This is a genomic window from Virgibacillus subterraneus, from assembly GCF_900110695.1.
GTDB lineage: Bacteria > Bacillota > Bacilli > Bacillales > Amphibacillaceae > Lentibacillus > Lentibacillus subterraneus.
Window position 1 is genome coordinate 199930 of the sequence record NZ_FOEH01000001.1, and the last position, 13007, is coordinate 212936.

The following is a 13007-nucleotide window of genomic DNA, read 5'->3' on the forward strand; positions in this document are numbered from 1 at the left end:
ACGGTATTTGACTAGGTTGTGCCTACACCCTTTGTAAAATTAACATTTTAAGGATGATAAATATGAGTAACATGCCTAAAGAAACAGACGTTATCTTAATTGGTGCTGGAGTTATGAGCGCGACTTTGGGTTCATTACTGAAAGAGTTGGCCCCAAATTGGGATATTACAGCGTTTGAGAAGCTCGACAAAGCAGGAGAAGAAAGCTCTAACGAATGGAATAATGCGGGTACTGGCCATTCTGCCCTGTGCGAGTTAAACTATACTTCCGAAAAACAGGATGGATCTATAGATATTAGCAAAGCTGTAAAAATTAATGAACAGTTTCAGCTTTCAAGACAGTTTTGGTCATATCTTGTAAACAGCAATCTGATTCATAATCCACAGGACTTTATCATGCCATTACCTCATATGAGTTTTGTGCGTGGAGAGAAAAATGTAACGTTCCTGAAGAAGCGTTTTGCAGCACTATCAAAGAATCCTCTGTTTCATGGGATGGAATTTTCCGATGCCCCTGAAAAACTGAAGGAATGGATTCCGCTTATCATGGAAGGGCGTACATCGAATGAACCGATAGCGGCCACAAAAGTCGACTCTGGAACGGATGTTAACTTTGGTGCCTTAACGCGCAAGTTGTTTGACCACTTGGAAAGTAACAATGTCGAGGTAAACTACAAGCACAGTGTTGAGGATATCCAACGTACCAGTGACGGCAAGTGGGAAGTAAAAGTACATGATAACGTTAACGGCAAAATCGAGTACCATACTTCTAAATTCGTCTTTGTCGGTGGCGGAGGCGGTAGTCTGTCTTTACTTCAAAAAACCGGTATTCCAGAATCAAAACATGTTGGAGGATTCCCGGTAAGCGGGCAATTTATGGTGTGTAACAATCCGGAAGTAGTAGCACAGCATCAAGCAAAAGTATACGGCAAGGCTAAGGTTGGTGCTCCGCCAATGTCTGTTCCGCATCTTGATACAAGATATATCGAAAATAAAAAATCACTGTTGTTTGGCCCATTTGCCGGCTTCTCGCCAAAGTTCTTGAAAACTGGTTCCATGCTGGATTTAGTAAATTCAGTAAAACCGAATAACCTTGTAACGATGTTGGCGGCAGGAACTAAAGAGATGCCATTGACAAAATATCTGATTGAGCAAGTTATGCTATCTAAGGAAAAGCGTATGGAAGAAATACGAGAGTTTATCCCGAATGCCAAAAGTGAGGATTGGGATTTAGTTGTAGCAGGGCAGCGTGTGCAGATTATCAAAGATACAGAGGGAGGCGGCAAAGGAACGCTTCAATTCGGTACAGAGGTAATCACTTCCATTGATGGTTCGATAGCAGCATTGCTAGGCGCCTCTCCGGGAGCTTCTACTGCTGCTCACGTCATGCTTGAGGTAATAGAAAAATGCTTCCCGCAATATTTAAAAGAGTGGGAACCGAAAATAAAAGAAATGATTCCTTCTTATGGCGTTTCACTAGTCGAGAACCCAGAGCTTTTTCGGGAAATTCATGCTTCAATAGTGGAGGCGTTGGATTTAAACGAAAAGAAGCTGGCTCATAGTTAAGTCTTTTGGTGCTTAAATAAACAGAAGAATTCATTAATAAATCATCTTTTCCATATACTAAACTACTCAAGTCGATAGTTAAATCTGGCATTTGCTCTTTGAAGAGGGTGGATGCCAGGTTTTTTTTATTTATCACGATTTGGCTTAATATGTATGGAAATAGTAATACATGTCGATTTGTGATAGCATTTACACAACAACGCAGGAAGAGGAAGTGAGCATAATGATAAATATAACAGTCCCAACACCAGATGTCACCATTACGAAACAGGATAATCCGGAACTTAGTAATATATACGGATTTACAGATTTTCACCTGATTACAAGAGATAAGGGTGGAATTTTCATGTTTTACAACGACAACCAGGAGCTTTTGTTTGTTGGTAAAGCAAGGAAGTTAAGACCAAGAATTAAAAAACATTTTAATGATAATGTATCGCCAATTAAATTGCACAGGGATGAAGTAAGCAAGATTGAAGTTTGTATTGTCAGGGATCCTGCCCACAGAGAGATCTATGAAACGTATATTATTAATGAACTCAAATCAAAGTACAATGTTGAAAAGGTGTATTTTAAATAAACCCCAGTATCCTCTATCACAAATAGTTAAGGCATATTATCCCAGTTACAAAAAAGAACTTGGGTATGTAACTATGTAGTTCGGTTTTGGAGTATAATTTTAAAAAAACACTCCAAAAACGATAACGGGTTCCGTTTCCTATCACAAATATTAAAAATGTAATGTAAAATGACTATCAATTTGTATGCTAATTTGATGGTCATTTTTTTGTTGGTGTAATAGTGTGCTTGGTTTAATAATCATAAAATTGTAGTGTAATTTGTACCCCAATTTGTTGGATAACAATAGCCAGTGTATGTCTACATTTTGACCTACAAATTCAAATGCAAATTGTCATACATTAATTTACCAATAAATTGGGAGTAGAATAGTTTTCGCTTGATTTTCAAGGTATTCAGAATATTTATGATAAAATAAATTTAGATATTGTGAACGATTACACTTAAACTAACGCAGCAGGAGTGTTCAACAAAAACTAAGTTAGGAGGGCGTTATTTATTAAAAAAATTGCTATCATATTAATTAGTGGATTATTGCTGATGGGGTGCACAAAAGAAGAGACGACTAATGAAGACGAAAAAAGTTGGGAAGAAAGTCCGACGCTTGTTCGAGAAGTTGTAGTAACAGATGATGGTAAGAAAGGAAATTTTGTATTTAGAATTGGTAATAATGGGAAATTTGGTTTTTCAGAGTACGGACCTTTTATAGAGGGTGTGAAACAGAAGTACATGTGGTTTTTTTGGGGGAACGAAGATACATTTACACAACCGTTTAAAGTAGTTGGGATAAGCAAGAAGACCAATGAAAGAATCACTGTCTTTGAAGGTGGCAATGAAATACTATCTCCACACTTGGGGGCAGACCAACATATTCCTTCATCAATGATATTGCCGAGTTCAGGAAAATGGAGGTTAGAAGTATACTTCGATGAAGAATTGTTTGGTCATGTAATAGTGAATGTAGAAGGAAAGTAAGATTATTTTTCTTCTTCAACTAACGGGTGCAAGAGTTGAAAAAGAAGTTTGAACGAGAGTTCCTTTTTTACTGTAATAACGCTAAAAGTTAATATATTCAGTGATTATCTAACTAGTTGTTACATAAAAAAAAGGGGGATAACAATTATTAGAAAAGTGGCTTATTATTCTATTGTTATAATATTAGGTTTAATAATTTTGAATGTTATAACTGAAATTCACAAACACGTTATAAATCCTGTAGTTATACAACGAATAGATAGTGATGTTCTGTTGGGGTATTTCTGTATATCTCTGCTTAGTGTTTTATTTGGGGTACTGATTGAATCGAGGCGTTTCTTAACTATCTTTACAGGAAGTTTAAAAGTTAATTGGCTTATAATCCCTTCACTGATTTTATTAGTAATAAGTTTGTTACCTCACACTTATACATTTTATTATATTGGTATAAGTTCGTACCGTCATTTTCCACACGGTATTTTGTTTGCCCCATTACAAAACACCCATACTTTAATAATGTTGGGTATTCTCACTGGGGTTTTGTTAGTCAGGTCATTGGTTAAAGACAGATAACTTATTGAAGTAACGGGTGAGATTGTTTAATAAGGTTTTGATGGGAGAAGTATTATGAAGAAATCAATTAAACTTCTTATTTTCGGGATTTTAGGGTTGCTTTTAATATTTATGGTTATAGGAATAGTTTCTTTCTATTCTGCATCCAAGACCGAGAACCAAATGCCAATTGAGATGGTAGCTTTCAATAATTTAACTGATGAAGAAAGTGCTTTAATTCCAGTAAGCCCAAAGGATTCAATTGTAAAACAAATACCTGTTAACGATGATATAAAAACATCAATTGATATAAATTATGATAAAGACCAAGTTTATTCTGTTACTTTTAATAACACTAAGACAGATACCAATGGAAACCTTGTAGTTTTTGTTGGTTTGGATAAAAAAACAGTTCTCGGGAAAGGGTTTACTAGTAAATAAAAAGGGGTTCTTCTTGCGTTAACAGGTGCGATTGTTTAATAGGAACAATCACTTTTCCACTAACTGATGCAAGTAACTTAAAGAAGACCAATTCAATATAACAAAGGGACATACATAACAACAAAAGGAGAATTACAATGAAAATTGATTTTTTATTAAACCATCCCGATAAGATAAAAGAAGTTGCTGAAATGATTTACAAGGAATTTGTAGTAAAAGCGAGTAATGGTATGAAATTTGAAGATGTTGTTAAACACTTCTCAAATACGGGAGACAATACATTTCCGATAACACTCTTGGCTTTAGAGAATGGAGAATGTTTAGGAACTGTATCCATATTTGAAAACGATTTAAAGATAAGAGATATGTATAAACCTTGGCTTGCATCTCTATATACGAAACCTGATTCCCGTAGTAGAGGTATAGGACAAAAGTTAGTAGCCAAAACAATAGATGTAGTCAAAGAATTAGGATTTAAGGAACTTTATTTAAGAACAGAAGATACGTCTGAGTATTATAGAAATAGAGGTTGGGCTTATGTTGAAACTGTTTCTGATGATAATCACGAAAAAATTGATATATTTAAAATGAAGTGTATTTGATTTTTTGAAAGGTACCTCTTTATCCTTAAATAAAATATATTGTGAAGGATTACACTTAAACTAAAGGGTGCTTTAACACAAGAAGGAGATTGTTGATGCGGCAACTCCTATTTTGCTAAAGAGGCAGGTTTGTGAAATAAGAGAATATTGAAATAGAGAAAGGATTGGTAAAATGGCGATTTTTATAGGGTATGGAATTGCATTTATAGGTGCGCTTGTAGCTTATCAGCTAAGCGTAGGTAAACCAAAAAACAAGAAATATAAGGTATGGGGCATTGCTCTTATGGTACCAATTTCACCAGCTTTTGCTTTTGCGATAGGGTTAACCTATGCAGTCATTGTAGAAAGTGGTTGGGCAGGATTGATAATGTGGTATATTTTCCCTTTTATCTTCATAATCGGACTAGTTATGTTATTGGTTGGTATTTTCAAGAAAGAAGAAACAAAAATATTTTGAGTTGATCAACTAACGGGTGCTTTAGTTTAAGAAGCACTTGAAAATAAATAGAAGAAAAATCTCAGTTCAGTGAACTGAGATTTTTTTATTTTTAATTACAAATATAGGTAACAACCGATAGTAATGTCAAACTTGACTTCGAAAAAGAGCCAGATAGTTATACCATAAGGATATGGGATGACGACAACAATATCATTAACGAGTCTGATAAGGTGGTTCTTTCTGGGGTAGGCAAGGTTATTTATGAGGTGCTGGTGAAATGGGATCAAGGTACTGCAAGCTATGCCTTTTCTTTAAACATTAAATAAACTCATTGCTACACTAACGTGAGAAAAGCTAAAAACGAAAAACCAAATATCAAAGAGCTGGTAAACCCCAAGCTCTTTATCAGTTACTTGAAATAAATTATATCTTCTATTCAAATTGTCTATTTATAACACCTACTCGTTGAACTGGTGTCTTCCCATTTTTATCAGCTTTTTCGCATAAAATTGCCATACTTTCGTTCACATTTTCGTATCTACTTTAAAAATGTAACGAAATACACTAGCATTTTGATTATAAATTTGCAAAAAAACACTATCACATCAGTAAAAAGGGGGATACGAATTTTTAACAAGTTTGTATACGCTTAAGTTTTGTACTCCAAAACTGAAATAATTAGTATGTGACTTTACTTCTATATTGTTGAAAATATTTTGTGCCTATTATTAAGCATCTTGATCAATCTGCTTCACTATTCTTTCGCATATTTCATGAGTGATGAGTGAGTCATCAATAGACGGGTCAGGTACTTTGTTATTTTGTACGGAATCTATAAAATGATCTGCTATCTGATAGAAACCACGTTTATATAATGTTGGCTCCCAATCACCAGACTTAGCAATACGTATTTCTTTATTATGATAGTGGGTTGTTTCAACAAGACCGTTCACTACATATTTGTCATGCCCAGTAGAGTACTCAATGATTTCTTCGGTGACACCGCCATTCCTGTTCATTATCCCCATAGCGGTACACCCTTCTCCAAGAAGCTGTATAACCAGTTGGTCAAGCATTTCACCATTTTTCAGGCTCACTACTTTTACATCCAAAACAGTTGTATCCATCAGAAATCTAAGTGTATCTACAACATGTATGAAATCTTCTACAACAAATCTTCTTATATAATCTGGTAAGGAAAATCTGTTTTTTTGAATAAGTACCAGACTTGGTTTACCATGTTTCTTTAGCTCTTTAACTTTCGGGATAAATCTTCTATTAAAACCTACCATGGCTAATGTATTTGTTTCTTTTGAGAGCTCTGTAATTTTCTTGGTTTCGTGAAACTTCATAGATATCGGCTTGTCTATATATGTGTGTATTCCACTTCTAAGTAATTTTTCAGCTATTTCAAAATGTGCCTCTGTAGCAGTGCTTACAAATGCAGCATCAATATTCTTGGTGATCAGTTCATCTACTGTTTGCACCTTTTCATTAATTCTATACTTCTCCGATAACCGGTTCAGCGTGTCTTCATTTCTAGTACAAAGAACAAGTTCAATTCCTTCTTTTTCAGAGAGAACAGGCAAGTAGCCTTTTTGGGCAATATCACCCAAACCAATAATTCCTATTTTCATATAATCACCCCGATGATAGTAGTGTATTTATAGGATAACATGTTAATTAGCTGGGAAGTTAATATCGGATTTAGAAGGTTTCTCTTTATTACTTTATAAATTCGAGGTTATAAATAATGAGAAAATGATAAGATAGGAACTAGATGTACAATAATGTCCTGATTTCAGGGGGTGGATTAGCAATGATTAATTTTTTAAAGCAGCAGGCAAGGGATCTCTTTCCGGGCTATTTCGCATTGGTTATGGCTACTGGGGCATTATCAATTGGTTCATTTTTGCTGGGGATGGAGTTTATATCCACTATATTGTTGTATATTAATACTGTTGCATATCTTACCTTGTGGTTGCTGACAATTATCCGTCTTGTTGGCTATTTTCCTGATGTAATAGAAGATTTGACAAGCCACACGCTTGGACCTGGTTTTTTTACATTAGTTGCTGGAACAAGTGTGTTTGGAAGTCAGCTAATAATTGTTGGTGAAAATTCTTTATTACCGGTTTATTTGTGGATACTTGCAATTATTCTGTGGGTAGTTATTATGTATACGTTTTTTACAGCGGTCACAGTACGGAGGGATAAACCTACAATAGCAGAAGGCATTAATGGCGCTTGGTTAATTGCAGCAGTTGCTACACAATCCGTTTCTATCTTAGGAACTCTTTTATCCCCTCATGTAGAAAGTGGCCATGAAATCATTTTATTTTTTACGTTATGTATGTATTTTCTAGGCTGTATGCTATATCTGAATATTATCACGCTCATTTTTTACAGATTTACCTTTGTAAATTTTAAATTTGCGGCTCTTACTCCTCCTTACTGGATTAACATGGGAGCAGTTGCCATTACTACTTTGGCTGGATCTACCTTAATATTGCATTCTGACTATTGGAGTTTGCTTGATGAAATCACTCCATTCTTAAAAGGATTTACATTATTCTTCTGGATAACGGGAACATGGTGGATTCCGTTACTATTTATTCTGATGATATGGCGTCATATATACAATCACTACCCATTCAAGTATGACCCGCAATTCTGGGGGATGGTCTTCCCTCTTTCCATGTATACCACTAGCACGTTTCAGCTGTCAGCAGCTTTAGGTGTCCCATTTCTGGTAGTGATACCTCAATTTATGGTTTTTGTTGCTTTGGCCGCATGGATAATTGGGTTTGGTGGGCTAATCTATCATATTTACTTAGCATATAAATCATGATAGGTTTTCGCGGTTATGGGTTGAACCTCTGCACCCAAGCTTAAAATGAGTGTTTGCAAGGAAATAACGGAACGAGGATCCGTCAATCAATCGAAGTGAATCCTCATTCCGTTATTTAGCAGAAAAGGTGCTCTCGGAAGGGGGAGACGGATCCTCGTTCCGCTAATAGCAAAAAATCAGCCAAATTTGAGGTGAAAATGAGAAATAGCGGAATGAGGATCCGAACCCAAGCCTGAAACAAGGGTTTTCGAGGAAATAACGGAACGAGGATCCGCCAAACAGTCGAAGTGGATCTTCATTCCGTTGAAGTGACTTTATTGGCAAACCATCAAATACTTTTCAGAGTTTCGCTGTAGGCAGGATCCTAATGTCTATTCTAATGGAATAGCAAAACTCACAGTTCCCGTTTTAACTGACCCCATATCTGAAAAGGTCACGCCAAGGGTTGTGGGGCCTGCATCAGATTCTTTCATCGATTCAAAGCCGTTGTTTTCATTATCTTCTGTGATGATATTGTATCCATTACTATCTGCATACTCCTTAAACTTTTTATAGACCTCATCAATTTCTTCTGAGAACGAGAAACCTACCACATATTGTTTGTGTCCAGCCGTATCATAGGACTGAACCTGTAAATCGGCTTCAGCTGGAAATGGAAGATCTGCTGGAACCCCCTCTGGTAATGCTGATTGATCTTCTTCCTGAGCTGCGTCTTCATCCTGTTTATTTTCTGCTTCATCTGTTTCATCAGTGGCACTAACATTTACATCTTCTTGCGTATCTGCCTCTGAATTTGATTTTTCTTCACCGGATCCACACGCCACTAGAAATATACTGAGAGCGAAGAATAGACATAAAACGGTTATAAACTTTTTCATTGGAGTTAATTCCCCCTTATACTTTTTAATAGCTTAACAGCAAGCATATAATTAATAAATTATACCTGAGTATAAAATACGCAATTTCTTTACTTGGTCTTATTGATAATCCAGGTATTGTTCGACTTACATAACAAAACTATTAGAGAAATTTGCGTCAATCATCCATTTTATTATCAGACACCTTTTACTAATCTGCCATTTCTGGGAGAGTCACTCAACTTGCACATTTATAAATATGAAAAAGTAGTCATCCCTCATCGGAATACTACATTAGAACATGGTGACAGAATCTTAGTAAGTGGAGCACCAGAGGACCTTGGTGTGATGACGTACAAATTTTAAAAAGGCAACGCATCCAGCTTTAAAGAAAGCGGGGGAGTGTTGCCTTTTTAATAGTTGAGAAAGTATAAATACAATTAAAGCACTTGAATTAAGGTTTAGTGAATGCCTTAGTTTTCTAAAGTTTGCACAGTAAACAAGTATTTTTTGAAAAGGCACATTATTTCTAAAACTATGCTATACTTATAAGTGTAGAGTAAAAAACTTAATACCTCGAAAAATATCCTTGCATGATTAGTATCTTGGCTCATCGTATGTCGATCTTTACTAAATGGAAGGGATTTTATTTGCCCTTATATGGTAAAAATTCCCAATTTATACGAAAGCCTATTTAAGAAAAAATATTTATAGGAGTGGAATTTTATGAAAGAAACAGCAATTGTTTATTGTGAAAGCATGTTCGGTACAATGGATGGAAAAACTGCAAATGGACTTGTCCGCAGATCGGATAAATATCAGGTTGTTGGAGTAATCGACAGTACAAAGGCTGGTGTAGACGCTGGTGATTACTTAGAAGGGAAACCAAACAACATCCCTGTATTCGCAAGTCTTGAGCAAGCTCTTGCGCAATTGTCTAAAGTACCTGATCAGTTTATTTATGGGATAGCTCCATCTGAAGCTTTTCTGAAACGTAATGAACGAGCAATTGTGTTGGAGGCAATGAAAAAAGGGATGAGTATTGTAAACACCCTTCATGAATTTTTTACAAACGATGAAGAATTTGTGAAGCATTCAATAAAGTATGGGGTAAATATCAATGATGTGAGAAAGCCACCTGAAAAAAAGGATATGCACCTATTTTCAGGAAGAATATTAGATATAAAAACCCCAATCCTAGCTGTGCTTGGTACAGACAGTGCAGTTGGTAAACGAACAACATCGGTAATCCTTGAAGAAGCATTAATAAAAAAGGGTCTAAATGTGGCTTTTGTTGCAACTGGGCAAACTGGTTTAATTCAAGGTGCGAAATACGGCGTAGCAATAGATGCTATCCCTTCACAATTTATGACAGGTGAGATTGAAAATCAAATTATGAGAGCTTATGATAATGAGAATCCAGATATAATTATTGTTGAGGGCCAGGGGGCATTAAGCCATCCTGCATATATTAGTTCATGTTCGATCATTAGGGGATCAAGACCAAGTTCGATTATTGTTCAGCATCCACCGAAAAGAAAATATCTTGGTGACTTTACCTATATGAAAATGCCAACGATACAAAGTGAAATTGAACTCATCGAAAACTTTTCAAAGTCAAAGGTAATTGGGATAACTATTAACCATGAAAATATGTCCGATACAGAAATTTCTGAGGCTGTAACCAGGTATGAAAAGGATCTGAAGCTTCCTGCGACGGATGTACTTAAGCATGGTTGTGACAAGTTAATTGATACATTATTTTCTACTTATCCGGAGTTAGCAAGGAAAAAGAATAAAGTACTCGTAAATTGATTGCTACTGCTGCACCTGCTACATCTAGGGTTGAAATTAACATTGGAAAAATTGCCCATAATGCAGAGAAACTAGTTCAGTTTTATGGATCAAAAGGGATCGAAATCATGGGGGTTACAAAAACCGTTTGCGGTGATCCGAATATCGCCAAAATCTTTGTAAATAAAGGAATTCACATACTCGCAGATTCTAAGATAGAAAATATCAAGAAGATGCGTGATGCTGGCGTGAACGCACAATTTGTTCTGTTACGATCACCTGCTCTCAGTGAGCTTGATGCAGTTGTTAAAAGTGCTGATATTAGTATGAATACGGAGTTAGCTGTTATCAGAGGGCTAAGTACGATAGCTGAAAAATACAATACAGTACATGAAATTATCTTGATGGTTGAAATGGGAGATTTAAGAGAAGGAATTATGCCTGCAGACCTTGAGGGTTTTGTTCAAGAGATCCTAAAACTTTCAGGAGTTAAAATCATTGGTATCGGTGCAAACTTCGCCTGCTTTGGAGGGGTCAAACCAAGTGAAAAAAAGATGGCAGACCTATCGAAACTAGCTGGTCTTATTGAATTAAAATTCTCACTTCCACTTTCATATGTTTCAGGGGGTAATTCGGCTAATTACAATTGGTTTACGGCTACTGAAAATATCGGGAAAATCAATAACTTAAGACTAGGTGAGTCCATTTATCTGGGACGTGAAACACTTGATCGAAAGGCAATTCCTGGTTTATTTACCGATGCTTTTACGTTCATTTCAGAAGTGATTGAATCGAAAATAAAGCCATCTGTACCGGACGGAGAAACCGGACAGGATGCATTTGGAAATCAACCTAAGTTTCGTGATCGTGGACCGATTCGCAGGGCCATTGTTGCTTTTGGATCCCAGGATGTTCTTGTAACAGGATTAACACCTGAGTTAGATATTGAAATTCTCGGGTCAAGCAGCGATCATACGATTCTTGATGCGAAGGACGTCAATTTGCAAGTAGGTGATCAGGTAAAATTTTCTCCCAATTATGGAGCACTCCTGGCTATTATGTCTTCAAGTTATATAACAAAAAAATATACGAATGTAAAAGATAATCATATCCTCACGTAAAAAGTGAGGATAAGATTTTTTCTAACGCCCTTGATATATATGAATGAGGTTTTGATTACGCCCTCTAGCAAATACATCAGTACGATTTGGTCCCCAAGATACTGCTGCCGGTGCTGACGTTAAAGTGCCATCAAGATCTACCCAATTTTCCCAGCGAGAACCATTCCATGATCTTTTATAAAGCCTTTGATTGGTTCCACGTACAAAGACATCAAGTCGGTTGGGCCGACGTGAAGAGACAGTTGGATGACTAGTTAAAGTACCACCAAGGCTTTCCCAGTTACTCCAATTGCTTCCATTCCACCATTTGTGAATTAAGTCTTGGTTTTGCCCTCTGGCAAATACATCAATACGATTTGGTCCCCAAGATACTGCTGCCGGTGCTGATGCTAAAGAGCCACCTAGATCTTCCCAGTCTTGCCACCTTGAGCCGTTCCATGTCTTTTTATAGAGCCTTTGGTTGGTTCCTCGTACAAAGACATCAAGCTGATTTGAACGGCGTGAGGAGACTGTAGGGGCGCTTGTTAACGTGCCGCCAAGGTTTTCCCAGTTGCTCCACTGATTTCCATTCCACCATATGTGGTACAGGCTCTGGTCAGTTCCTCTAGCAAATACATCAATCCGGTTAGGACCCCAAGATACTGCTGCAGGTGGGGATGTTAATGTGCCGCCAAGGTTTTCCCAATCACTCCACCGGTTTCCGTTCCACCATTTATGGTATAGTCTGTCTCCGGTACCTCTTGCAAAAACGTCAAGCCGATTTGGTTGCCAGGAAGCTACAGTGGGAGCAGAAGTTAATGTGCCTCCTAAGTTTTCCCAGCTGCTCCAGCCTTGGCCAGGCTGCCCTTGACCGTTTCCGATCTGATTTAACGTTATTTCAATAACTCTAGTCAGTATACGGTCAGCCAGATTCTGCGATACATTAAATCGTCTGAAAAACTGATATAGCCACGGGATTTGATTTTGAAATTGAGTATATATTTGGCTCGCTGACTGATTTGTGTTTGCCTGATTGAGTGTATAACCTACAGCAAGCGAAAAAATATAATCCGTTATACCTCGATTCATTCCAGCTTGTTCTAGCTGGGAATATAAGTTATTATGCTGTGAACGAAGTATCTGCATAACTTCCTGTGGCTGTTGCCTAAAATCAATATAAGGTTGACCATAATAATCTACTGGTACAAATTGTGGTGTTTGATATGGATATCTGTACAATTTATATACCTCC

General features: G+C 36.8%; 13 protein-coding genes. 10 read left to right on the plus strand and 3 right to left on the minus strand.

Translation table 11 applies throughout. The features are described 5' to 3' along the window. The first annotated feature begins 62 nt into the window (after nucleotides 1-62). The 6 genes from BMY13_RS01020 (at nucleotide 63) to BMY13_RS01045 (ending at nucleotide 5171) form a co-directional block, all read left to right on the plus strand. On the plus strand, nucleotides 63-1565 hold the full coding sequence (locus BMY13_RS01020) for a malate:quinone oxidoreductase (protein WP_092501844.1): 1503 nt from the start codon (nucleotides 63-65) through the stop codon (nucleotides 1563-1565). A gap of 223 nt (nucleotides 1566-1788) precedes the next feature. Continuing rightward, nucleotides 1789-2145 (plus strand): nucleotide excision repair endonuclease, encoded by a 357-nt coding sequence (locus tag BMY13_RS01025; protein ID WP_092491159.1) that lies wholly within the window; start codon nucleotides 1789-1791, stop codon nucleotides 2143-2145. A gap of 539 nt (nucleotides 2146-2684) precedes the next feature. Further along, nucleotides 2685-3119 carry a hypothetical protein gene (locus tag BMY13_RS01030; protein WP_092501846.1) on the plus strand — a complete coding sequence of 145 codons (435 nt, stop codon included), beginning with the start codon at nucleotides 2685-2687 and terminating at the stop codon, nucleotides 3117-3119. A 627-nt stretch (nucleotides 3120-3746) separates the two neighbouring features. After that, a complete protein-coding gene (locus tag BMY13_RS01035) occupies nucleotides 3747-4112 on the plus strand; it encodes a hypothetical protein (RefSeq protein WP_175476681.1) in 366 nt (121 codons plus the stop codon). A gap of 137 nt (nucleotides 4113-4249) precedes the next feature. Beyond that, complete coding sequence (locus BMY13_RS01040; RefSeq protein WP_092501849.1) at nucleotides 4250-4714, plus strand: GNAT family N-acetyltransferase; 465 nt, start codon at nucleotides 4250-4252, stop codon at nucleotides 4712-4714. A 172-nt stretch (nucleotides 4715-4886) separates the two neighbouring features. Beyond that, nucleotides 4887-5171, plus strand: a complete 285-nt coding sequence (locus BMY13_RS01045; RefSeq protein WP_092491165.1) for a hypothetical protein — start codon at nucleotides 4887-4889, stop codon at nucleotides 5169-5171. A gap of 710 nt (nucleotides 5172-5881) precedes the next feature. Here the strand turns inward: BMY13_RS01045 and BMY13_RS01050 are convergent. Further along, complete coding sequence (locus tag BMY13_RS01050) at nucleotides 5882-6790, minus strand: Gfo/Idh/MocA family protein (protein WP_092501851.1); 909 nt, start codon at nucleotides 6788-6790, stop codon at nucleotides 5882-5884. Nucleotides 6791-6972: 182 nt separating this feature from the next. On the opposite strand from BMY13_RS01050, the gene BMY13_RS01055 reads away from it, so the two are divergent. Continuing rightward, the gene (locus BMY13_RS01055) at nucleotides 6973-8004 is read left to right on the plus strand and encodes a tellurite resistance/C4-dicarboxylate transporter family protein (RefSeq protein ID WP_245735956.1); all 1032 of its coding nucleotides are present in this window, start codon (nucleotides 6973-6975) and stop codon (nucleotides 8002-8004) included. A gap of 371 nt (nucleotides 8005-8375) precedes the next feature. Here the strand turns inward: BMY13_RS01055 and BMY13_RS01060 are convergent, their stop codons facing one another. Beyond that, nucleotides 8376-8882, minus strand: a complete 507-nt coding sequence (locus BMY13_RS01060) for a hypothetical protein (RefSeq protein WP_092501855.1) — start codon at nucleotides 8880-8882, stop codon at nucleotides 8376-8378. Between the two features lie 222 nt (nucleotides 8883-9104). Here BMY13_RS01060 and BMY13_RS19625 point away from each other — a divergent pair, with 222 nt between their 5' ends. The 3 genes from BMY13_RS19625 (at nucleotide 9105) to BMY13_RS01070 (ending at nucleotide 11776) form a co-directional block, all read left to right on the plus strand. Continuing rightward, on the plus strand, nucleotides 9105-9227 hold the full coding sequence (locus BMY13_RS19625; RefSeq protein WP_217649048.1) for a TrkA C-terminal domain-containing protein: 123 nt from the start codon (nucleotides 9105-9107) through the stop codon (nucleotides 9225-9227). Between the two features lie 360 nt (nucleotides 9228-9587). Continuing rightward, nucleotides 9588-10676, plus strand: a complete 1089-nt coding sequence (locus tag BMY13_RS01065) for an N-acetyltransferase DgcN family protein (RefSeq protein WP_092491170.1) — start codon at nucleotides 9588-9590, stop codon at nucleotides 10674-10676. Continuing rightward, nucleotides 10673-11776, plus strand: a complete 1104-nt coding sequence (locus BMY13_RS01070) for an alanine/ornithine racemase family PLP-dependent enzyme (protein ID WP_245735958.1) — start codon at nucleotides 10673-10675, stop codon at nucleotides 11774-11776. The genes BMY13_RS01065 and BMY13_RS01070 overlap by 4 nt, the downstream gene beginning before the upstream one ends. A 21-nt stretch (nucleotides 11777-11797) precedes the next feature. On the opposite strand, the gene BMY13_RS01075 is transcribed toward BMY13_RS01070, so the two are convergent. Further along, nucleotides 11798-12994, minus strand: coding sequence for a PLL family lectin (locus BMY13_RS01075; protein WP_245735960.1), 1197 nt, complete (start codon nucleotides 12992-12994; stop codon nucleotides 11798-11800). Between the last annotated feature and the right edge of the window lie 13 nt (nucleotides 12995-13007).

Bases quoted from the DNA above. Each gene is read 5' to 3' on its own strand.
- BMY13_RS01020 (WP_092501844.1), top strand. From the start codon at position 63: ATGAGTAACATGCCTAAAGAAACAGACGTTATCTTAATTGGTGCTGGA.
- BMY13_RS01025 (WP_092491159.1), top strand. From the start codon at position 1,789: ATGATAAATATAACAGTCCCAACACCAGATGTCACCATTACGAAACAG.
- BMY13_RS01030 (WP_092501846.1), top strand. From the start codon at position 2,685: ATGGGGTGCACAAAAGAAGAGACGACTAATGAAGACGAAAAAAGTTGG.
- BMY13_RS01035 (WP_175476681.1), top strand. From the start codon at position 3,747: ATGAAGAAATCAATTAAACTTCTTATTTTCGGGATTTTAGGGTTGCTT.
- BMY13_RS01040 (WP_092501849.1), top strand. From the start codon at position 4,250: ATGAAAATTGATTTTTTATTAAACCATCCCGATAAGATAAAAGAAGTT.
- BMY13_RS01045 (WP_092491165.1), top strand. From the start codon at position 4,887: ATGGCGATTTTTATAGGGTATGGAATTGCATTTATAGGTGCGCTTGTA.
- BMY13_RS01050 (WP_092501851.1), bottom strand. From the start codon at position 6,790: ATGAAAATAGGAATTATTGGTTTGGGTGATATTGCCCAAAAAGGCTAC.
- BMY13_RS01055 (WP_245735956.1), top strand. From the start codon at position 6,973: ATGATTAATTTTTTAAAGCAGCAGGCAAGGGATCTCTTTCCGGGCTAT.
- BMY13_RS01060 (WP_092501855.1), bottom strand. From the start codon at position 8,882: ATGAAAAAGTTTATAACCGTTTTATGTCTATTCTTCGCTCTCAGTATA.
- BMY13_RS01065 (WP_092491170.1), top strand. From the start codon at position 9,588: ATGAAAGAAACAGCAATTGTTTATTGTGAAAGCATGTTCGGTACAATG.